Origin of the sequence: Pseudomonas sp. QE6, from assembly GCF_041379005.1 — a bacterium.
GTDB lineage: Bacteria > Pseudomonadota > Gammaproteobacteria > Pseudomonadales > Pseudomonadaceae > Pseudomonas.
The window spans coordinates 1,676,503-1,696,929 of sequence record NZ_CP166873.1; the positions used below are offsets into that span (position 1 = coordinate 1,676,503).

The 20,427-nt window shown below is 65.3% G+C and carries 17 protein-coding genes; 8 read left to right on the forward strand and 9 right to left on the reverse strand.

What is annotated here, in order from left to right; all coding sequences use genetic code 11:
• Positions 1-24 precede the first annotated feature (24 nt).
• The 8 genes from ACAW63_RS07565 to ACAW63_RS07600 form a co-directional block, all read right to left on the reverse strand.
• Positions 25-1,947: a PrkA family serine protein kinase gene (locus ACAW63_RS07565; RefSeq protein WP_015475261.1), complete on the reverse strand. Its 1,923-nt coding sequence runs from the start codon at positions 1,945-1,947 to the stop codon at positions 25-27.
• Between the two features lie 288 nt (positions 1,948-2,235).
• Complete coding sequence (gene glpE / locus ACAW63_RS07570; protein ID WP_371232805.1) at positions 2,236-2,565, reverse strand: thiosulfate sulfurtransferase GlpE; 330 nt, start codon at positions 2,563-2,565, stop codon at positions 2,236-2,238.
• A gap of 43 nt (positions 2,566-2,608) precedes the next feature.
• Complete coding sequence (locus tag ACAW63_RS07575; protein WP_371232807.1) at positions 2,609-3,433, reverse strand: symmetrical bis(5'-nucleosyl)-tetraphosphatase; 825 nt, start codon at positions 3,431-3,433, stop codon at positions 2,609-2,611.
• The gene (gene apaG, locus ACAW63_RS07580; RefSeq protein ID WP_371232809.1) at positions 3,433-3,813 is read right to left on the reverse strand and encodes a Co2+/Mg2+ efflux protein ApaG; all 381 of its coding nucleotides are present in this window, start codon (positions 3,811-3,813) and stop codon (positions 3,433-3,435) included. Before apaG ends, ACAW63_RS07575 begins: the two co-directional genes overlap by 1 nt.
• Positions 3,810-4,628 carry a 16S rRNA (adenine(1518)-N(6)/adenine(1519)-N(6))-dimethyltransferase RsmA gene (rsmA, locus tag ACAW63_RS07585; protein WP_371232811.1) on the reverse strand — a complete coding sequence of 273 codons (819 nt, stop codon included), beginning with the start codon at positions 4,626-4,628 and terminating at the stop codon, positions 3,810-3,812. Before rsmA ends, apaG begins: the two co-directional genes overlap by 4 nt.
• Positions 4,629-4,735: 107 nt before the next feature.
• Positions 4,736-5,734 (reverse strand): 4-hydroxythreonine-4-phosphate dehydrogenase PdxA, encoded by a 999-nt coding sequence (gene pdxA / locus ACAW63_RS07590; protein WP_371232812.1) that lies wholly within the window; start codon positions 5,732-5,734, stop codon positions 4,736-4,738.
• 130 nt (positions 5,735-5,864) lie between these two features.
• Complete coding sequence (locus ACAW63_RS07595; RefSeq protein ID WP_371232814.1) at positions 5,865-7,157, reverse strand: peptidylprolyl isomerase; 1,293 nt, start codon at positions 7,155-7,157, stop codon at positions 5,865-5,867.
• A complete protein-coding gene (locus ACAW63_RS07600; RefSeq protein ID WP_371232816.1) occupies positions 7,138-9,918 on the reverse strand; it encodes an LPS-assembly protein LptD in 2,781 nt (926 codons plus the stop codon). The genes ACAW63_RS07595 and ACAW63_RS07600 overlap by 20 nt, the downstream gene beginning before the upstream one ends.
• A 129-nt stretch (positions 9,919-10,047) precedes the next feature.
• Here ACAW63_RS07600 and ACAW63_RS07605 point away from each other — a divergent pair, with 129 nt between their 5' ends.
• The 3 genes from ACAW63_RS07605 to ACAW63_RS07615 are packed head-to-tail and all read left to right on the forward strand — an operon-like array spanning position 10,048 to position 12,507.
• A complete protein-coding gene (locus ACAW63_RS07605) occupies positions 10,048-11,070 on the forward strand; it encodes an aminoglycoside phosphotransferase family protein (RefSeq protein WP_371232818.1) in 1,023 nt (340 codons plus the stop codon).
• The gene (gene murU / locus ACAW63_RS07610; RefSeq protein ID WP_371232820.1) at positions 11,067-11,741 is read left to right on the forward strand and encodes an N-acetylmuramate alpha-1-phosphate uridylyltransferase MurU; all 675 of its coding nucleotides are present in this window, start codon (positions 11,067-11,069) and stop codon (positions 11,739-11,741) included. The genes ACAW63_RS07605 and murU overlap by 4 nt, the downstream gene beginning before the upstream one ends.
• A gap of 1 nt (position 11,742) precedes the next feature.
• Complete coding sequence (locus ACAW63_RS07615) at positions 11,743-12,507, forward strand: DnaJ domain-containing protein (protein WP_371232822.1); 765 nt, start codon at positions 11,743-11,745, stop codon at positions 12,505-12,507.
• Between the two features lies 1 nt (position 12,508).
• On the opposite strand, the gene ACAW63_RS07620 is transcribed toward ACAW63_RS07615, so the two are convergent.
• Positions 12,509-13,552: an alpha/beta hydrolase family protein gene (locus ACAW63_RS07620; RefSeq protein ID WP_371232823.1), complete on the reverse strand. Its 1,044-nt coding sequence runs from the start codon at positions 13,550-13,552 to the stop codon at positions 12,509-12,511.
• A gap of 153 nt (positions 13,553-13,705) precedes the next feature.
• Between ACAW63_RS07620 and ACAW63_RS07625 the strand changes: the two genes are divergently transcribed.
• From ACAW63_RS07625 to ACAW63_RS07645, 5 genes are all read left to right on the forward strand, one after another.
• Complete coding sequence (locus ACAW63_RS07625) at positions 13,706-16,162, forward strand: PAS domain S-box protein (protein WP_371232825.1); 2,457 nt, start codon at positions 13,706-13,708, stop codon at positions 16,160-16,162.
• On the forward strand, positions 16,159-16,788 hold the full coding sequence (locus ACAW63_RS07630) for a response regulator transcription factor (RefSeq protein WP_152219834.1): 630 nt from the start codon (positions 16,159-16,161) through the stop codon (positions 16,786-16,788). Before ACAW63_RS07625 ends, ACAW63_RS07630 begins: the two co-directional genes overlap by 4 nt.
• Before the next feature lie 163 nt (positions 16,789-16,951).
• Positions 16,952-17,989 (forward strand): ABC transporter substrate-binding protein, encoded by a 1,038-nt coding sequence (locus ACAW63_RS07635; RefSeq protein WP_275609931.1) that lies wholly within the window; start codon positions 16,952-16,954, stop codon positions 17,987-17,989.
• 189 nt (positions 17,990-18,178) lie between these two features.
• Positions 18,179-19,288 (forward strand): ABC transporter ATP-binding protein, encoded by a 1,110-nt coding sequence (locus ACAW63_RS07640; protein ID WP_275609932.1) that lies wholly within the window; start codon positions 18,179-18,181, stop codon positions 19,286-19,288.
• A gap of 73 nt (positions 19,289-19,361) precedes the next feature.
• The gene (locus tag ACAW63_RS07645; protein ID WP_275609933.1) at positions 19,362-20,411 is read left to right on the forward strand and encodes an ABC transporter substrate-binding protein; all 1,050 of its coding nucleotides are present in this window, start codon (positions 19,362-19,364) and stop codon (positions 20,409-20,411) included.
• Positions 20,412-20,427 lie beyond the last annotated feature (16 nt).

Here is a 20,427-nt window from a genome sequence, read left to right on the forward strand (position 1 = left end):
GGAAACCGCCGCGCCGATGGCAGACTACTGCGACTTGCGAACCCGCAGATACCATTCCGACAGCAGGCGCACCTGCTTCTCGGTGTAGCCGCGCTCGACCATGCGTTTGACGAAGTCGTTGTGCTTCTGCTGATCCTCCTTGCTCGCCTTGGCGTTGAAGCTGATGACCGGCAGCAGGTCCTCGGTGTTGGAGAACATCTTCTTCTCGATCACCACGCGCAGCTTCTCGTACGACAGCCAGCTGGGGTTCTTGCCGTTGTTGCCGGCACGGGCGCGCAGCACGAAGTTGACGATTTCGTTGCGGAAATCCTTCGGGTTGCTGATGCCGGCGGGTTTCTCGATCTTCTCCAGTTCCTCGTTGAGGGCGGCGCGGTTGAGGATCTCGCCGGTTTCCGGGTCGCGGTATTCCTGGTCCTGGATCCAGAAGTCGGCGTACAGCACGTAGCGGTCGAAGATGTTCTGGCCGTACTCGCTGTAGGACTCCAGGTAGGCGGTCTGGATTTCCTTGCCGATGAACTCGACGTAGCGCGGCGCCAGGTATTCCTTCAGGAAGCGCAGGTAGCGTTCGCGGGTTTCCGGCGGGAACTGTTCCTGCTCGATCTGCTGTTCCAGCACATAGAGCAGGTGTACCGGGTTGGCCGCCACTTCATGCGGGTCGAAGTTGAAGACCTTCGACAGGATCTTGAAGGCGAAGCGGGTGGAAAGCCCGGCCATGCCCTCGTCGACCCCGGCGGTGTCGCGGTACTCCTGGATCGACTTGGCCTTGGGATCGGTGTCCTTGAGGTTTTCGCCGTCGTAGACGCGCATCTTCGAGTAGATGTTGGAGTTTTCCGGCTCTTTCAGGCGCGACAGCACGGAGAACTGCGAGAGCATCTTCAGGGTGTCCGGCGCGCAGTGGGCGTGCGCCAGGGAGCTGTTGACCAGCAGCTTGTCGTAGATCTTGATCTCGTCGGAAACGCGCAGGCAGTAAGGCACCTTGACGATGTAGATGCGGTCGATGAAGGCCTCGTTGTTCTTGTTGTTGCGGAAGCTGTGCCACTCCGACTCGTTGGAGTGGGCGAGGATGATGCCGCTGTAGGGCAGCGAACCGAGGCCTTCGGTGCTGTTGTAGTTGCCTTCCTGGGTCGCGGTGAGCAAGGGGTGCAGGACCTTGATCGGCGCCTTGAACATCTCGACGAACTCCATCAGGCCCTGGTTGGCCCGGCACAGCGCGCCCGAGTAGCTGTAGGCATCGGCGTCGTTCTGCGGGAATTCTTCCAGCTTGCGGATATCCACCTTGCCGACCAGCGCGGAGATGTCCTGGTTGTTCTCGTCGCCCGGTTCGGTCTTGGCGATGGCGATCTGGTTGAGGATCGAGGGGTGCAGCTTGACCACGCGGAACTGGCTGATGTCGCCGCCGAATTCATTGAGACGCTTGGTCGCCCATGGCGACATCACCGAACGCAGGTAGCGCCGGGGAATGCCGTAGTCCTCTTCGAGGATGGCGCCGTCCTCATCCGGGTTGAACAGCCCCAGGGGCGACTCGAACACCGGTGAGCCCTTGATGGCGTAGAAGGGCACGTGCTCCATCAGCTGCTTGAGCTTTTCGGCCAGGGACGACTTGCCGCCGCCGACCGGGCCGAGCAGGTAAAGGATCTGCTTCTTCTCTTCCAGGCCCTGGGCCGCGTGGCGGAAGAAGGCGACGATCTGGTCGATGCACTCTTCCATGCCATGGAAGTCGGCAAAGGCCGGGTAGCGGCGGATCACCTTGTTGGAGAAGATCCGCGACAGGCGCGAATCGACGGAAGTGTCCAGTAGTTCAGGCTCACCGATGGCCATCAGTATCCGTTCGGCAGCGGTGGCGTAGGCGGTCTTGTCCTGCTTGCAGAGATCCAGGTACTCCTGCAGGGAGTATTCCTCTTGGCGGGTCGCTTCGAAGCGTTCCTGGAAGTGACTGAAAATGCTCATGACGTCTCCTCGCTCGATGCATGGAGCCGGCGCGGGATCGGTCGTGTGCGGGTGCGGTCGGGCCGCCAGTGATGCCGGCGAGAATCCCCCAGAACTCCAACGGAACCTGGCCTCTGCCCTGATCCGCCCCAAATGGTCACTGCCGATTACCCGGAAGCCGGTGTGCCGGCTCTCCCTGTTTTGGATGGCCTGAGGGAAAGGATAGTTCGTTCTCAGACCTGTAAAGGGCGAAAGCGCGAGAAGTTACAGATTTTTTGAAGGGCTATTCCGCCTCTTTCGTAGGGGCTTTCAGTCGGAGCCGCCTGCGCTGGTATCCGCGGGATAGACGCTGCGCCACAGTTCGAAACCGCCGTCGAGGCTGTAGACCTCGGAGAAACCCTGCTGGACGAAATAGGCCGCCGCGCTCTGGCTGGAGTTGCCGTGGTAGCAGACCACGACCAGCGGCGCATCCATGTCCGCTTCGCGGATGAAGTCGGCCACCGAATAGTTGTCGATGTGCCGGGAGCCGGTGATGTGGCCGATGGCGAAACTCTGCGGGTCGCGGATGTCGACGACCTGGGCGCCGCCTTCGCGCAGTTGCTGGGCCAGGTCGGGGGCGATGCGCTTGAAGTCGCTCATGTGGGATACCTCGCAAGAGGCGGGGCGCCTGGCCCCGCTGGAATCAGGGGTGTTCGCGGGCGCAGCTGCAGTGGATGCGCTCGAGGGTGTCGACGTTCAGCAGGGTCATGCTGCCGCCCCAGACGCAGCCGGTGTCCAGGGCGAACAGGCCGGGGGCATCGCACTGGCCTTCCAGTGCCGCCCAGTGGCCGAAGATGACCTTGCGTCCGGCGGCCTTGCGCTCGGCGTAGCTGAACCAGGGGGCGTAGCCGGGAGGGGCGGTGTCCAGGCCTTCCTTGGATTTCAGGTCGAGCTTGCCCTCGGGGGTGCAGAAACGCATGCGCGTGAAGTAGTTGGTGATCACTCGCAGGCGCTCGATGCCGTGCAGCTTCTTGTCCCACTTGGCTGGCTCGTTGCCGTACATGCCATCGAGGAACAACGGCAACTGCTCGTCGTCGCGCAGCACCGCCTCGACTTCGGCGGCGCGCTGCAGGGACTTCTCGATGGACCACTGCGGCGGAATGCCGGCGTGCACCAGGGTGAAGTCGCGCGCGGCGTCGTGGTAGACCAACCGCTGCTGGCGCAGCCACTCGATCAGCTCGGCGCAGTCCGGGGCCTCGATGATCTCGCGCAGGGTGTCGTTCTTCTTCAGGCGCTCGGTGTTGTAGGCCACCGCCACCAGGTGCAGGTCGTGGTTGCCCAGCACGCACACCAGCGATTCGCGGATGGAGTAGAGGTAGCGCAGGGTTTCCAGCGAGGCCGGGCCGCGGTTGACCAGGTCGCCGACCAGCCAGAGCTTGTCCTTGGCGGGGTCGAACTTCACCTGCTCCAGCAGACACTTGAGTGGTTCCAGGCAACCCTGCAGGTCGCCGACGGCGTAGGTGGCCATCAGTGCAGGGCTCCCGGCACGGCCAGGCGAAACACCGGGATCTCCGCGTCGAAGTGGTGGCCGTCGTCGGCGATCATCTGGTAGCTGCCGTGCATGCTGCCCACCTGGGTGGTCAGCACGGTGCCGCTGGTGTAGGTGTGACTGGCGCCCGGTTCGATCAGCGGCTTCTCCCCGACCACGCCGGCGCCGCGCACTTCCTGCACGTGGCCGTTGCCGTCGGTGATGACCCAGTGACGGGTGAGCAGCTTGGCGGCTTGTTCGCCCTGGTTGTGAATGGTCACGGTGTAGGCGAACACGTAGCGCTGCTGTTCCGGCTGCGACTGCTCCGGCAGGTGGCGGGTGGTGACGCTGACGGTGACGTTGTAGCGCGGATCGCTCATGCGGAAGTGTCCTGCGCAGGGTGATCGGCCAGGCGGTTGGCCAGGCGGACGAAGTCGGCCACGTCCAGCTGCTCGGGGCGCAAAGTCGGGTCGACGCCGGCGGCTTCGATCTCTTCCACGCTCATCAGGTTGCGCAGGGTGTTGCGCAAGGTCTTGCGGCGCTGGTTGAAGGCTTCGCGGACGATGCGTTCGAGCAGACGGTGGTCCTTGGCCGGGTGCGGCAGCTCGGTATAGGGCACCAGGCGCACGATCGCCGATTCGACTTTCGGCGGCGGGTTGAAGGCGCCCGGGCCGACGGTGAACAGGTAATCCACCCGGCAGAAATACTGCACCATGATCGACAGGCGGCCCCAGTCGCCGTTGCCCGGCTCGGCGGCCAGGCGCTCCACCACTTCCTTCTGCAGCATGAAGTGCATGTCCCGGATGATCGAGGCATGGTCCAGGAGGTGGAAGATCAGCGGCGTGGAGATGTTGTAGGGCAGGTTGCCGACCACGCGCAGCTTGTCCTCCGGGGAGGCGACGAGACTTGCGAAGTCGAACTTCATGGCGTCGCCCTGGTGCAGGCTGAAGTTGGGCTTGAGGCCGAAGCGCCATTTCAGTTGCGGGATCAGGTCCAGGTCCAGCTCGATCACGTCGAGCTTGGCGCCGCTGTCCACCAGGCCTTCGGTCAGGGCGCCCTGGCCCGGGCCGATTTCCAGCAGGTGCTGGCCTTCCTTGGCGGCGATGGCACGCAGGATGCGGTGGATCACGCCGGCATCGTGCAGGAAGTTCTGGCCGAAGCGTTTGCGGGCGCGATGTTGGAAGAGTTCGGACATAAAAAGCAGCTCCAGGCTTCAAGCTGCAAGCGACAAGCCAGAGCCAAAGCGGTGATCAAAGGGTGAAAGTCTACCAGTTGGCACCGCTTGCCGCTTGTTGCTTGCCGCTACCGGCTGGCGGCAGCCGCCGCCATTTGGTAGGCGGTTTCCAGAGCGACCTGCAGGCTGCCGCTGTCGATCCGGCCGGTCCCGGCGAGGTCCAGAGCGGTGCCGTGGTCCACCGAGGTGCGGATGATCGGCAGGCCCAGGGTGACGTTCACCGCCGCGCCGAAACCCTTGTACTTGAGCACCGGCAGGCCCTGGTCGTGGTACATGGCCAGTACCGCGTCGCAGTGCTCCAGGTGCTTGGGAGTGAACAGGGTGTCGGCCGGCAGCGGGCCGATCAGCTGTATGCTCTCAGTACGCAGGCGTTCCAGGGTCGGCTCGATGACGTCGATTTCCTCGTGGCCGAGATGGCCGCCTTCGCCGGCGTGGGGGTTCAGGCCGCAGACCAGGATGCGCGGGTTGGCCAGGCCGAACTTGTCACGCAGATCGGCATGGAGGATGCGGGTGACGCGCTCCAGGCGCTCCGGGGTGATGGCGTCGGCGATCTGCCGCAGCGGCAGGTGGGTGGTCACCAGGGCCACGCGCAGGCCGCGGGTGGCGAGCATCATGACGACCTGGGCGGTGGCGGTGAGGTCGGCGAGGAATTCGGTGTGGCCGGAGAAGGCGATGCCGGCCTCGTTGATCACGCCCTTGTGCACCGGAGCGGTGATCATCCCGGCGAAGTGTCCGTCCAGGCAGCCTTGCCCTGCGCGGGTCAGGGTTTCCAGTACGTAGGCGGCGTTGGCCTTGTCCAGCTTGCCCGGTTCGACCGGCGCGGCCAGCGGGGTGTCCCAGACATACAGGGTGCCGGCGGCGGACGGTCCGCTCGGCCAATGCCCGGGGCCGACCTCCTGCAGGGTAATGTTCAGCCCCAGCAGCTCGGCGCGCTCGGCCAGCAGCTGCCGGCTGGCGACGGCGACCAGCGGGTGGGGCTGGGCCTCGCGGGCCAGCAGCAGGCAGAGGTCGGGGCCGATGCCGGCGGGCTCGCCGGGGGTCAGGGCAAAAAGCGCGGAAGTGCTCATCAGATAATCTCGAATCGGGGCGTTGGAGCGGATGCGCCTACTCTACGACGAAGCCCCTCTGCGACGAAGCTTGGCGCTGATAAAAAGAAACCCGGCCATGGCCGGGTTTCTTCGGAGCGGCTCGCGCCGCTTACTGCTTGATCTCGACGTAGGCTTCGTCGCGGATCTGCCGCAGCCAGGCCTGCAGTTCCTCGTCGTACTTGCGTGCGCGAAGGGTCTGGGCAGCCTGCTGTTCGCGGAACTTGTCGCTGCTGTCGGTGGCGCGACGGCCGAGGACTTCCAGCACGTGCCAGCCGAAGGGCGAACGGAACGGCTTGGTGACCTGGCCTTGCGGGGCGTTGTTCATCACCTCACGGAATTCCGGTACCAGGGACTCCGGGTCGACCCAGTTGAGATCGCCGCCGTTGAGCTTGGAACCCGGATCCTCGGAGTATTTCTTCGCCAGTTCGGCGAAGCTCTCGCCAGCCTGGATACGCTCGTAGAGCTTCTCGGCCAGGCGCTGGGTCTCTTCGTCGCTGCGGATTTCGCTGGGCTTGAGCAGGATGTGACGGACGTGCACTTCGTCACGCAGCATCTTGCTGCCGCCGCGCTTCTCTTCCAGCTTGATAATGATATAGCCGCCCGGGGTGCGCACCGGCTCGGTTACGTCACCGACGGCCAGGCTACCGACCATGCTGTCGAACGGGGAGGGCAACTGGGCAGCCTTGCGCCAGCCGATCTCGCCGCCTTCCAGGGCGTTGTCGCCGGCCGAACGGGACACCGCCAACTGGCTGAAGTCCGCGCCCTGCTTGAGCTGCTGGTACAGCTCGGTGGCCTGGCGGCCAGCGGCCTGCACGGTTTCCGGGGAGGCGCCATCGGGTACCGGGATCAGGATGTTGGCCAGTCGGTATTCTTCGGAGAGCTGGATCTTGCCCATGTCGGAGGCGAGGAAGTTCTGCACTTCCTGCTCGCTGACCTGGATGCGCTCGGCCACGCGGCGCTGACGCACGCGGCTGATGACCATCTCGCGGCGCACCTGCTCGCGAGCGTCGTCATAGGACAGGCCGTCACGGGCGAGGGCGGCGCGGAACTGATCCAGGCTCATATTGTTGCGCTGGGCAATGGTGCCCATGGCCTGGTTCAGCTCCTCATCGGTGATGCGGATGCCGGAGCGGTCGCCGATCTGCAGCTGGATGTTCTCGATGATCAGGCGTTCGAGCACCTGCTGGGTCAGAACATGTTCCGGCGGCAGCGGTGCGCCACGCTTCTGGATGGTTGCACGGACTTCGCGCAGGCGCTGGTCCAGCTGGCTCTGCATCACCACGTCGTTGTCGACGATGGCGACTACACGGTCCAGCGGAACCACTTCGGCGTGCACGACGGAACTTGCCAACAGCGCGCCCAGCATCAGCGGGCGCAGGGCCTTACATAGCATTGTCTTCACGTTGACGATAACCCTGGATACCTTGGTCGAGGAAGCCTTCCACCTGGTTGCCAACCACGCCGCCAAGGCCTTTCAAGATGATTTGCAGGAACACACCGTGGTCGGCCTTGGATGTCGAGGTCACGTAATCCTCGTCGTCGTAGTCGACCCAGTAGCGATTGATCAGGCGCAGCTTCCAGCAGCAGCTGTCGTACTCGAAGCCACCGAAGGCTTCCAGCGTGCGGCTCTGGTTGTAGTCGAACTGCCAGCGGCCGATGGCGGCCCACTGAGGCACAACGGGCCACATGAACGACAGGTCGTGCTGGTCGATCTTGTACTCGTCGCTGCCGTACTCGAAGGTGCCGCGTGATGGATTGAAACGCTTGCTGTCTGCGCGGTAGCGGTAACCGACGTTCAGCACTTTCCGCGGATCGTCTTCGGGCTGGTAGTGGAACATCAGGTTGCCGTTGTCGGTATGGTGCCTGTCCGCATTCCAGTTGAAGTCCGAGCTCGCATACCAGTCATGGTTGAAGCGGTACTGGCCGGTCAGGGCGTACGGCGAGCGCCAGGTATCGGCGTCCGGGTTGCTTGCGCCACTGACTGCCAGGTCGTTCTCGGTCAGGCCGGGCAGTTGTACGCGACGATCACTGAAATAGTAGATCTGGCCGGCGGCAATATAGGCGCGCTCGAAGCCGTCGTCCTCGATGAAGCGCGAACCCAGGCCCAGGGACAGCTGGTTGGCGTCGCCAATGCGGTCCTTGCCGGTGAAGCGGTTTTCACGCCACAGCGAGTCGTAGCTGAAGGTGAACTCGCCGGTGTCGAAGGTCGGCAGGTTGTCCTGGTTCTTGTACGGCACGTACAGGTACATCGCGCGCGGTTCCAGGGTCTGGCGGAACTTGGTGCCGCCGAAGCTGGTGTCGCGGTCGAAGTACAGGCCGGAGTCCAGCTTGGCCAGGGTCAGCGAGCGGTCAGGGCTGCTGTCGTAGTTCAGCCAGGGCTGGTTCTGGGTGATGTATTTCTGACCCTTGCCATCCAGGTCGAGGTCATACTTGGTATAGAGTCCCTTGACGGTCGGGGTCATGAAGCCCCAGCTGCGGTTCATCGGCAGACTGATGCCCGGTTCGGCGTGGAAACGATCGCCGGTCGCGCGTGCAAGGCCCTGGATATTGGTATCCGGACGCGCGTACTCTTTGGGGTCCTCTGGACTGATGCGATAGAAGCCTTCATCCAGGTCGCGGTCGAAGCGAACCAGTTCGGTACCATAGGTGAGTTTCAGGCCGCCCGGATTGAATGGCAGCTGGCCATCCAGGGTGAGCTGCGGCAGGCGGTCGTACGGTGTTACGTCGGTCACAGTCGCCAACTGGTACGCCTGGGCGTTCAGGCGAGCGGTGTAGGTGTCCCCGCGGTAGGTCAGTGAGCCTCGCTGGTTGACGTAGGTCGGCGTGCCGATGCCCAGCGAGGTATCCAGGTCCTGGAAGTAGTACGGGTCGCTGATGCGGGTATAGTCCACCTGCGCCAGCAGGCGCGAATCCAGGCCGCTGACGTTTTTCCAGCCGTACAGCCAGCGGGTGTCGGTGTACTGCGGGAAGTCCTCGCGGTCATCGTTCTTGTCGTTCAGGTAGGCCGCGTTGAACTGGCCTTCGCTGGTGTGGGTCAGGTAGCGGAACTCGCCTTCCATCAGCAAGCCACGCTTGACCATGTAGCGCGGGTACAGCGTGGCGTCATAGTTCGGCGCCAGGTTGAAGTAGTACGGCGTGGTCAGGGTGAAGCCGGTATCGGTGGAACTGGCGAACGACGGCGGCAGGAAGCCGGACTGACGACGGTCGTCGATCGGGAAATAGATGTACGGGGTGTAGAACACCGGAATGTCCTTCACCCGCAGGGTCGCGTTGGTCGCGGTGCCGAAGCCGGTGGCCGGGTTCAGCTTGATGTTGTTGCCCTTGACGACCCAGGCGTTGCTGCTGGGTTCGCAGCGGGTGTAGGTACCATCCTTGAGCTGGATGATCGCGTCTTCCTGGCGTTTGGCGTACAGCGCGCTGCCGCGTACCTGGGCCTGGTGCATGACGTATTCGGCGTTGTCGATCTTCGCTTCGCCGTTGTCCAGCTGCAGCTCGGCATGATCGCCGACGATCAGTGCGCCGTTGTCGCGCAGCTTGACGTTGCCGACCAGCTCGCCGCGGTTCTCGGCCTGGTGCAGATTGGCTTCGTCCGCCTCGACCTGCATGCTGCCCTGGCGCAGGACCACGTTACCCGCAAGGGTGGCGATCTGCTTTTCCTGCTCGTAGCGCGACACCTTGGCCGAGACGTAGGTCGGTGCCTCGTCGTTCGGTGTCTTGTCGTTCATGCCTGGACGCACCGGCTCGACGTATTCGCCGCCGCAGTACGGACCGATCTCCGCCAGTTGGGCGGCGGTCAGCTTGTCCCGCGGGACCCAGTCGAGGTGGCTGTAGTCGGTGCTGCGCGACTTCAGGCCGCGGCCGCCGGACTGGGTAACCAGTTGCTGGGGCTCTTCAGCGCTGCTGGTAGAGCCGCCAGTGGAGGCTTCGCCGCCGGTGGCGGCGGTGCTGGCGCCTGCACTCACGGCAGTGGCGCTGTGCTGCGGACGCGGAATGCTGGTGGCGCTCTCCTGCGGTGCACAGTTCCAGGCACCGGAGGCGGAGGGTTGGCAGGCGAACTGCTGACCGGGTGCCGCGGTCACAGAGGCGAGCGGCTGAATAGCCAGCAGGCCACCGGTCACCAGTAAGGGGAATTTTCTACGGAACACGGGGAAATTCACTGCCATCTTGTTAATCCGGGCTTCCTGCAAGCCATCGGCCCAGTGAGGACCGCGAGCCTCTCGATGGGCTCAAAAAGATGCTGGATAATAAAGCATGACCCGCGCAACGGCTAGGGCCGTGGAGAACCCATAAAGATGTCACAGGATGCCCGTTACCAGCAGATGATCGGCTGGTTGGACTTGAGTTTGCCCGCTGTGTTCAATGCCGAAGGTTGGGGCCCGGTGCCCGAGGCGAGCCTGACGCCGGCCAGCAGCGATGCCAGTTTCCGTCGTTATTTCCGTTGGCAGGGCGATGGCCGCAGCCTGATCGTGATGGATGCGCCGCCGCCCCAGGAAGATTGCCGTCCCTTCGTCAAGGTCGCCGGTTTGCTGGCCGAGGCCGGCGTGCACGTACCGCAGATTCTCGCCGAGGATGTCGAGCAGGGTTTCCTGCTGCTCAGCGATCTCGGCCGTCAGACCTACCTCGACGTACTCAACCCGCAAAACGCCGAGGAACTGTTCGAGCCGGCGCTCGATGCGCTGGTGGCCTTCCAGCAGATGGACGTTGCCGAACGCCTGCCGGCCTATGATGAAGCCCTGCTGCGCCGCGAGCTGCAGCTGTTCCCCGACTGGTACCTGCAGCGCCACCTGGGCGTCACCCTGGAGGGCGAGCAACTGGCCGCCTGGCAGCGCACCTGCGACCTGCTGGTGGGCAGTGCGCTCGAACAGCCGCGCGTACTGGTGCACCGCGACTACATGCCGCGCAACCTGATGCTCAGCGAGCCGAATCCGGGGATCCTGGATTTCCAGGATGCCGTCTACGGCCCGGTCACCTATGACGTAACCTGCCTTTACAAGGACGCCTTCCTAAGCTGGCCGGAGCCGCGCGTGCACGATGGCCTGTCGCGCTACTGGCGCAAGGCCCAGGCCGCCGGCATTCCGCTGCCGGAGCGCTTCGACGACTTCCTGCGCGCCAGCGACCTGATGGGCGCGCAGCGTCACCTCAAGGTGATCGGCATCTTCGCCCGCATCTGCCACCGCGACGGCAAACCGCGCTACCTGGGCGACGTGCCGCGCTTCTTCCGTTACCTGGAAAACGTCATCGCCCGTCGTCCCGAACTGGCCGACCTCGCCGCGCTGCTGGCCAGCCTGCCCAAAGACGAGACGCATCCCGCATGAAGGCCATGATCCTCGCCGCGGGCAAGGGCGAACGCCTGCGCCCGTTGACCCTGCATACGCCCAAGCCGCTGGTGCGCGCGGGCGGCGTGCCGCTGATCGAGTACCAACTACGGGCGCTTCGCCGTGCGGGTTTCGATCAATTGGTGATCAACCACGCCTGGCTCGGCCAGCAGATCGAGGACTACCTGGGCGACGGCGCGCGGTTCGAGGTGAGCATCCGCTATTCGGCCGAAGGCGAGCCGCTGGAAACCGGCGGCGGCATCTTCAAGGCGCTGCCGCTGCTGGGGGACGAAGCCTTCGTCATCGCCAACGGCGACATCTGGACCGACTTCGACTACGCGAGCCTGCACGGCGCGCTGGCCGAGGGCGATCTGGCGCACCTGGTGCTGGTGAACAATCCCGGGCATCACGCGCGCGGCGATTTCTGCCTGGGTGACGGCCGGGTGAGCGACTACCGAGAAGGCGAACCGAGTCTGACCTACAGCGGCATCGCCGTCCTGCATCCGGCGCTGTTCGATGGTTGCGAGCCCGGTGCCTTCAAGCTGGCTCCCTTGCTCCGCCAGGCAATGGCGGCGGGGCGCGTGAGCGGCGTGCAGCACGCGGGGCGCTGGGTCGATGTTGGCACCCATGAGCGTCTGGCCGACGTCGAACGCCAGTTGGCGGAGGGCTGAGGTGTTCTGGCCGGGCACATTGCTGGGCCTGCTCGCCGGCTGGGCGCTGGCAAGCATTCCCGGGGCACTGCTCGGAGGGCTGCTCGGCCAGGTGCTCGATCGTCGTCTGAGGGTGCGCTCCTGGCGCGGATTACTGGAGCAGTTGCGTGGCGGTCCGCAGGTCGGTGACCGCGAGCTGCTGTTCCTCCTGCTCGGCTGCCTGGCCAAGAGCCGGGGGCGTGTGCATGACGCACATATCCAGCAGGCCCGCGCGGAAATGCTGCGCCTGCAACTGGACGACGATGCGCGCCGCCAGGCCATCGAGGCCTTCGGGCGCGGCAAGAAGGGCGGCGAACTGCTGGAGATCGGCCTGCGCCAGCGGCGCGGTCATGAAGCGACAGCGGAAGGGCTGCTGCTGGCCTGCTGGCGGATGGCCTGGGCGGCCGGTGCGCCGGGTTCGGCAGAGAAACGCCTGATCCTGCAATGGGGGGACTGGCTCGGTCTTTCGCGCGCCCGCATTCAGGCCCTGGCCGCCAGTGCGGAGCGGGCGAAGCCCGCGGTGACGCCGCGCGAGTCCTATACCCAGGCCTTGCGCGTGCTGGGCGTGACGCCGGACAGCGAGCCGGAGGAGATCAAGCGCGCCTACCGCAAGCTGGTCAGCCAGAACCACCCGGACAAGCTCGAAGGCCTGGGCGCGAGCCCCGAGCGCATCGCTGCCGCCACCGAGAAAACCCGCGAGATCCAGGCCGCCTACCTGCTGGTCCGGCAGCGCCGCGGTTTCCGCTGAATCAGGGCTGCTCGATCGGCTCCAGGTGCATCGACAACCAGCCGCGAATTCGGCGGTAAAGCTGTTCCTGCTCGGTGGCGAGGTCGGCGGGCAGGGCGTTCATGCCGATCTGGATGTAGTTCGGCGATTTCTGCCGTTTGCTGGCCTGCAGGCGCCGCTGTGCTGCGGTGCGGTCGGCGGCCTTGTCCTTGTAGTAGAAGTCGCCGGTGGCGAGGCTGAGCAGGGGGACCGTTTCTTCCAGCGACGGCAGGAAGTCGCGCGGCATGGCCGGCGCCACCAGCAGCAGATTCTTGATATCGGCCGGCGCGCGTTCGCCCAGGTAGCGGGTTGCCCAGTAGGCGCCGGTGCCGTGCCCCAGGAGGACGATGGTCCTGGGCTTGTGCTGCTCGGCCAGATCGACCGCCGCCTGGATGCGCGCCAGCACCCGCTCGGCGTGGGCCTTGCGCAGCGCCACCGGGTCGGTCGGTGTCGGCGCGCTGTCTGCCGGGCTGGCCTGGGCGGGCTCTGCGCTGCCGGCTTCGCCGGTGCTTTCCGGGGTTGGCGTGGCGTTACCGGCGCTACCCGTCACTTCCGGTTTGCTGGTGCTGTCGGCGGCGGTGGCGTCGGTGTCCGCGCTGGCCTTGTCCGCCGACTCGGCCGGACGCGGCACCGGGGCGGTGCTCTGCGGGTCGGGCAGGGTCACGCTGAGGCTTTGCCAGCCGGCGTCGGGCAGCTTGCGTCGCAATGGGCTGATCGCCACTGGCCAATCGGCGCTTTCGCCGTCGCCGGGGATCAGGATCACCACGCCTTCCGCCTCGGCGGTGTTGGCCGGCAGCCAGAGCGCGAGGAAGCTTTCGTCCCCCGCCCGCAGCATCTGCCTCTCCTGTTCCGGTAGCTGCCGTTCCAGGCCGCTGGCGTCGTCCTGGCTGCGTTCGCTGATCTGCGCCCGCACCGCAGGCTTCTCCTCGGCGGCGGGCTTGGTTGCTTCGGCCCAGGCCGTCGACAGGGGCGACAGGCCGAGCGACAGGCAAAGGGCGAGCAGGGTAGGGCGAGGCAGGTGCGGCATCGGCGATATCCATGTCCAGGGCGGGCGCGAGTGCGGCCAGCCTAACGGCTGTTATTGGGTTTGTCAGGCGCAGGCCATGCCGGGTTCCACCGGGGTTGCTGTAAGGTATGCCGGCTGTTTAGTGGCGTGATCGAGTCCTGGGGTGCTGTCGGCATGAGTCGTCTGTTCTGGAAAGCCTGTCTGTTCTGGCTGTGCTGCCTGCCGCTGCTGGCTGCGGCGGAAACCGCTGCGCCGTCGCTGACGCTGGACGAGGCGCAGCGCGCGTGGCTGGCCGAGCACCCGCAACTGCGCGTCGGTACGCTGCTGGAGGCGCCCTATGTGCAGCAGGACCGGCGCCTGCAACAGCTGTCCGGAGCGAACGTGGAACTGCTGGAGTGGCTGGCCAAGTCCATGGGAGCGACCTTGCAGTGGCGCACCTATCCGGACCCGGCGGCACTGGAGCGTGCGGTGCGCTCCGGGGAGATCGACCTGGCGCCCGGTATCAGTCAGACGCCGGCGGCGTTGCGCGACTGGCTGTTCTCCGACCCCTACCTGCGGGTGCCGCGCCTGGTGGTGGGCGACCGCCGCAGCGGCACGTCGGTGGAGCTGGACAACCTCGGCGACGGCGAGTCCGTCTCCGTGCGCGGGCCTGGGCCGGTGGTGGATTATCTGCGCGGCACCTATTCGAGCCTTGCGTTGCAGGTGGTCGACAGTGATCGCGAGGCGCTGCGCAAGGTGCTTGGCAGTGAAGCCAACTATGCGGTGATCGACGAAGCACAGCTGGCCCGCCTGGCCCGCGAGACCGAGTTCACCGGCCTCTCGGTGGTGGCCGATATCGGCTACCCGCAGCTGCTGCGCATAGCCACCCGGCGCGACCTGCCGCAGCTGGCGTCGATCATCGATGCGGCCCTGCGCGCGGTGCCACCCAAGGACCTGGACCAGCTCCACGAGCGCTGGCTGCAACCGACCTATCCGCGCCTGGGCTCCTCGCCGGGCTTCTGGCAGAACCTCTGCATCCTCCTCGGCCTGCTGCTGGCCTTCGCCACCGGCGCCTTGCTGTTGCAGCGCCGCCAGCATCGGGCGCTGGAATCGCGCCTGGTCGCGGCGCGGCGCGATATCGAGTTGCGCCAGGCTGCCGAGCAGGCGCTGCGCCTGACCCAGTTCGCCATCGACAGCAGCACGGTGGGCATTCTCTGGGTCAACTGGGACAGCCACGTACGCTATGCCAACCGCGCCGCCGAGGAAATGCTCGGCTATCTGCCGGGCAGCCTGGTGGATCGCCCGTTGGCGGACCTCGAACCGACGCTGGACATGGACCGCTGGCTCAACCTCTGGCGCCGCGCGCGCAATGCCGACGAGGCGCCGCTGAGCTTCGAGACCCAGTGCCTGCGCGCCGACGGCCAGTGGCTGCCGGCGGATGTCTCGCTGAGTTTCCTGCGTTTCGGCGATTCCGAATACCTGCTGGTGTTCCTCAACGACGTCACCGAGCGCCGCCGCGCCCGTGCCGCGCTGGAGGAAAGCGAGGCGCGCCTGCAGGGCATCGCCGCCAACGTGCCGGGGCTGGTGTTCCGCCTGGAGCCCAACGCGCCGGAGGACGACTCCGACTTCGCCTACATCAGCTTCATCACCGGCGGCAGCGAGACCTCCCTCGGATACGCCCCCGGCTACCTGCGCGAGAGCGGCCTCGGGATCATGGGGCTGGTGGTGCCCTCCGAGCGCGACAGCTATCTCGCCAGCCAGTTGCAGGCGGTGGAAAGCGGCAGCAACTGGCGCTGGCAGGGGCGCATCCTCACCCGCAGCCATGAGCCGCGCTGGGTGGACATCAAGGCCACCGTGCGGACCCTCGACGACGGCCGCCTGGCCTGGGACGGCGTGGTCTGGGATATCACCGAGAACAAGCAGATCGAGCTGGAACTGGGCGAGTCCCGCGCGCAACTGCGCGAGTTGTCCGCGCACCTGGAAAGCGTGCGGGAGGAGGAGAAGGCGCGGATCGCTCGGGAAGTGCACGATGAACTCGGTCAGGTGCTCACCGTGCTCAAGCTGGAAACCTCGATGTGCGAGCTGGCCTACGCCGAGCTGGACGGCGGCCTGCGCGAGCGCCTGGACAACATGAAACGCCTGATCGCCCAGTTGTTCCAGCTGGTGCGCGACGTGGCCACCGCGCTGCGTCCGCCGATCCTCGATGCCGGCATCGGTTCGGCGGTGGAGTGGCAGGCGCGGCGCTTCGAGGCGCGCACGCAGATTCCCTGCCTGGTGCAGGTGCCGGAGAACCCACCGGCGCTGTCGGACGCCAAGGCCATCGGCCTGTTCCGCATCCTCCAGGAGGCGCTGACCAATGTCATGCGCCATGCCCAGGCGCATACTGTGGAGCTGCAACTGAGCGTCGAGGGCGACGAGTTGTGCCTGCGCATCGAAGACGATGGCGTGGGCTTCGACCCCGGCGCCACGCGCCAGGGCGTGTCCTTCGGCCTGGTGGGCATGCGCGAGCGGGTGCTGATGTTCGGCGGCACGCTGCAGATCGACAGCCAGCCCGGGGAGGGCACCACGCTGTGGATCCGGGTGCCCCTGGGCAACGACGGTTATGGCGACAACCCTAACGATAATGACAACGAACGGGAGGAGTGGCGGTGATTCGAGTGCTGGTGGCGGAAGACCATACGATTGTGCGCGAGGGCATCAAGCAACTGATCGGCATGGCCAAGGACCTGCAGGTGGTGGGCGAGGCCACCAACGGCGAACAGCTGCTCGAAACGCTGCGCCAGACTCCGTGCGAGGTGGTTCTGCTGGACATCTCCATGCCCGGCGTCAACGGCCTGGAAGCCATCCCCCGAATCCGCGCACTGAATAACCCGCCGGCGATCCTGATGTTGTCGATGCACGACGAAGTGCAGATGGTCGCCCGTGCGCTGAAGGCCGGCGCTGCCGGTTATGCCACCAAGGACAGCGATCCGGCGCTGCTGCTCACTGCGATCCGCAAGATCGCCAGCGGCGGCCGCTATATCGATCCGGACCTGGCCGACCGCATGGTCTTCGAAGTCGGCCTGACCGACTCGCGACCACCCCACGCGCTGCTCTCCGAACGGGAGTTCTCGGTGTTCGAGCGCCTGGTGCATGGCGAGGGCGTCAACGAGATCGCCCAGCAGCTGGCGGTCAGCAGCAAGACCATCAGCACCCACAAGGCGCGGCTGATGCAGAAGCTCAACGCCAACTCGGTGGCGGACCTGGTGCGCTACGCCATGGAGCACAAGCTCCTCTGAATTGGCCTGTTCGCTGTTTGATCTGTGGCAGTCGGCCTGCTGAATTTTCCCCTCGCTCTGTGCGACGTGTCCGATTTTTGTAAGAAGCCGTCTATCTAGCCAGCGTGAGGCAGGGAATCATTGCCCGCTTCATGCAGTACGTCGTGATAACAAGGAGAAGAAGATGTTGCGAGCGGTAAGGGGAGGGCTGCTGGTCGGCCTGCTGGGGAGCGTCGCGCTGCCGGCGCTGGCGGACTATGTCACGGTGATTTCCTTTGGCGGCGCCAACAAGGAAGCCCAGGAAGCGGCCTTCTACAAACCCTTCAAGGCAGCCACCGATACGGCGGTCGTGCACGGCTCCTATAACGGCGACCTGGCCAAGCTCAAGCGCATGGTGGAGATCAGCCATGTGTCCTGGGATGTGGTGGAGGTCGAGGCTCCCGAACTCGCCCGTGGCTGCGAGGAAGGGCTGTTCATGAAACTCGACGCCAAGACCGTCGGCAATGCCGCCGATTTCGTCCCCGGCGCGGTGCAACCCTGCGGCGTCGGCATCTTCGTCTGGACCACCCTGCTGGCCTACAACCAGAGCAAGCTGCAAGGCACGCCCAGCGGCTGGGCGGACTTCTGGGACACCAAGAAATTCCCCGGCAAGCGGGGCCTGCGCTGGGGCGCCAAATACAGCCTGGAATTCGCCCTGATGGCGGACGGCGTGGCACCCAGGGATGTCTACAAGGTGCTCGCCACCGACGAGGGCGTCGACCGCGCCTTCCGCAAGCTCGACGAACTCAAGCCGAACATCAACTGGTGGAAATCCGGGCAGGATCCGGTGCGCGACCTGGCCGACGGCACCGTGGTGATGAGCTCCGCCTACAATGGCCGGATCGCCGCCGCGCAGGGCGAGCAGAAGGGCTTCCGCATGGTCTGGGCCGGCGGCATCTACGACTTCGACTTCTGGGCGCTGCCCTCGGGCGTGTTCAAGAAGGAGCTGGCCGAGCAGTTCGTCCATTTCGCCAGTCAGCCGCCGCAGCAGAAGGCCTTCGCCGAGAATATTTCCTACGGCCCGACCAACCGCAAGGCTGTGGAGCTGCTGGCGCCGGACGTCGCCGCCAACCTGCCCACCGCGCCGCAGAACATCGCCAACGCCGTCGGCATGAACGTAGCGTTCTGGGCCGAGCACGGCGATGCCCTGGAGAAGCGCTTCCAGGCCTGGGCCAAGCGCTGAAGGCGGGTGTCGGACCCGTCGCGCAAGCAGCGGGTCCGATATGTCATTTCGCCACTTTTTGTAGGGCGATCCCTACAAAGCATCCTCTCTAAGCCTTATAGCAATCTCTCATACCGCCCGATTTGCGCGCAGGTCCAGCTTCTCTAGGCTTGAGATCAACGGCATTTACAAAAAAACAAAGGTGCGGTTATGGCCGAGAATCAGGCAAACGATGTGCTGGTGAGCTTCCGTGGTGTGCAGAAGAGCTACGACGGCGAATCGCTCATCGTGAAGGACCTCAATCTGGACATTCGCAAAGGCGAATTCCTGACGCTGCTGGGGCCTTCCGGTTCCGGCAAGACCACCAGCCTGATGATGCTGGCCGGTTTCGAAACCCCCACCGCCGGTGAAATCCAGCTCGCCGGCCGCGCCATCAACAACGTTCCCCCGCACAAGCGCGACATCGGCATGGTCTTCCAGAACTATGCCCTGTTCCCACACATGACCGTGGCCGAGAACCTGGCCTTCCCGCTGTCCGTGCGCGGCATGAGCAAGACCGACGTCACCGAGCGCGTGAAGCGCGCCCTGTCGATGGTCCAGCTCGATACCTTCGCCGGCCGTTATCCCGCCCAGCTCTCCGGTGGCCAGCAACAGCGCGTGGCCCTGGCCCGCGCGCTGGTCTTCGAGCCGCAACTGGTGCTGATGGACGAACCCCTGGGTGCGCTCGACAAGCAACTGCGCGAGCACATGCAGATGGAGATCAAGCACATCCACCAGCGCCTGGGCGTGACCGTGGTCTACGTGACCCATGACCAGGGCGAGGCGCTGACCATGTCCGACCGCGTGGCCGTGTTCCACCAGGGCGAGATCCAGCAGATCGCCCCGCCGGCCGAGCTCTACGAGCACCCGCGCAACTCCTTCGTCGCCAACTTCATCGGCGAGAACAACCGCATCGCCGGCCAGCTGCAGGCCCGCGATGGCGACCGCTGCACCGTGGGCCTGGCCCGTGGCGAGAAGGTCGAGGCGCTGGCGGTCAACGTCGGCAACGTCGGTGACACCGTCAGCCTGTCGATCCGTCCCGAGCGCGTGCGCCTGAACGGTCACAGCGAAAACTGCGTGAACCGCTTCTCCGGCCGCGTCGCCGAGTTCATCTACCTGGGCGACCACGTGCGCATCCGCCTGGAGGTGTGTGGCCGTACCGATTTCTTCGTCAAGCAGCCGATCGCCGAGCTCGATCCCGCGCTCAGCGTTGGCGATGTAGTACCGCTGGGCTGGGCCGTCGAGCACGTCCGCGCGCTCGATCCGCTGCCGGCGGCGTGACACCAAGGCCCGGCCACTCCCGGGCCTGATGCATCCAAGAAAAACAAACCTGCACACTGTGGAGAGAACAATAATGTCGAAGTCCCTGAAAGCAGCGGGCCTGAAGCTCGCGGCACTGAGCGTCGGCCTGGCCTGCGCGGCCCAGTCGATGGCCGCCACCGACCTGACCGTGGTGTCCTTCGGTGGCGCCAACAAGAACGCCCAGGTGAAGGCGTTCTACGAGCCCTACCAGAAGAGCACCGGCGACAAGATCGTCGCTGGCGAGTACAACGGCGAGATGGCCAAGGTGAAGGCCATGGTCGACACCAACAGCGTCTCCTGGGACCTGGTGGAAGTCGAATCGCCGGAACTGGCCCGCGGCTGTGACGAAGGCCTGTTCGAACCCATCGACCCGGCCATCCTCGGCAAGGCCGACGACTACGTACCGGGCGCCGTGACCAACTGCGGCGTCGGCTTCTTCGTGTGGTCCACCGTCCTGGCCTACAACGCCGACAAGCTCAAGACCGCCCCGACCAGCTGGGCCGACTTCTGGGACACCCAGAAATTCCCGGGCAAGCGTGGCCTGCGCAAGGGCGCCAAGTACACCCTGGAGTTCGCCCTGATGGCCGACGGCGTCGCGCCCAAGGACGTCTACAAGGTGCTGGCCACCAAGGAAGGCCAGGACCGCGCCTTCAAGAAGCTCGACCAGATCAAGCCGAGCATCCAGTGGTGGGAAGCCGGCGCCCAGCCGCCGCAGTACCTCGCTTCCGGCGACGTGGTCATGAGCTCCGCCTACAACGGCCGTATTGCCGCCGTGCAGAAGGAGAGCAACCTGAAGATCGTCTGGAACGGCGGCATCTACGACTTCGACGCCTGGGCCATCCCGAAGGGCGCCAAGAAAGTCGAGGAGAGCCTCAAGTTCATCGCCTTCTCGGTCAAGCCCGAGCAGCAGAAGATCTACGCCGAGAACATCGCCTACGGCCCGGTGAACAAGAACACCGTGCCGCTGCTCGGCAAGGAACTGCTGCACAACATGCCGACCACCCCGGAAAACATGCAGGGCCAGGTGGGCATGGACGTGACCTTCTGGGCTGACTACGGCGAACAGCTGGAGCAGCGCTTCAACGCCTGGGCTGCCAAGTAAGACGCAGTGCCTGACC

Bases quoted from the DNA above. Each gene is read 5' to 3' on its own strand.
- ACAW63_RS07565 (WP_015475261.1), bottom strand. From the start codon at position 1,947: ATGAGCATTTTCAGTCACTTCCAGGAACGCTTCGAAGCGACCCGCCAA.
- glpE (WP_371232805.1), bottom strand. From the start codon at position 2,565: ATGAGCGACTTCAAGCGCATCGCCCCCGACCTGGCCCAGCAACTGCGC.
- ACAW63_RS07575 (WP_371232807.1), bottom strand. From the start codon at position 3,433: ATGGCCACCTACGCCGTCGGCGACCTGCAGGGTTGCCTGGAACCACTC.
- apaG (WP_371232809.1), bottom strand. From the start codon at position 3,813: ATGAGCGATCCGCGCTACAACGTCACCGTCAGCGTCACCACCCGCCAC.
- rsmA (WP_371232811.1), bottom strand. From the start codon at position 4,628: ATGTCCGAACTCTTCCAACATCGCGCCCGCAAACGCTTCGGCCAGAAC.
- pdxA (WP_371232812.1), bottom strand. From the start codon at position 5,734: ATGAGCACTTCCGCGCTTTTTGCCCTGACCCCCGGCGAGCCCGCCGGC.
- ACAW63_RS07600 (WP_371232816.1), bottom strand. From the start codon at position 9,918: ATGGCAGTGAATTTCCCCGTGTTCCGTAGAAAATTCCCCTTACTGGTG.
- ACAW63_RS07605 (WP_371232818.1), top strand. From the start codon at position 10,048: ATGTCACAGGATGCCCGTTACCAGCAGATGATCGGCTGGTTGGACTTG.
- murU (WP_371232820.1), top strand. From the start codon at position 11,067: ATGAAGGCCATGATCCTCGCCGCGGGCAAGGGCGAACGCCTGCGCCCG.
- ACAW63_RS07620 (WP_371232823.1), bottom strand. From the start codon at position 13,552: ATGCCGCACCTGCCTCGCCCTACCCTGCTCGCCCTTTGCCTGTCGCTC.
- ACAW63_RS07625 (WP_371232825.1), top strand. From the start codon at position 13,706: ATGAGTCGTCTGTTCTGGAAAGCCTGTCTGTTCTGGCTGTGCTGCCTG.
- ACAW63_RS07635 (WP_275609931.1), top strand. From the start codon at position 16,952: ATGTTGCGAGCGGTAAGGGGAGGGCTGCTGGTCGGCCTGCTGGGGAGC.
- ACAW63_RS07640 (WP_275609932.1), top strand. From the start codon at position 18,179: ATGGCCGAGAATCAGGCAAACGATGTGCTGGTGAGCTTCCGTGGTGTG.
- ACAW63_RS07645 (WP_275609933.1), top strand. From the start codon at position 19,362: ATGTCGAAGTCCCTGAAAGCAGCGGGCCTGAAGCTCGCGGCACTGAGC.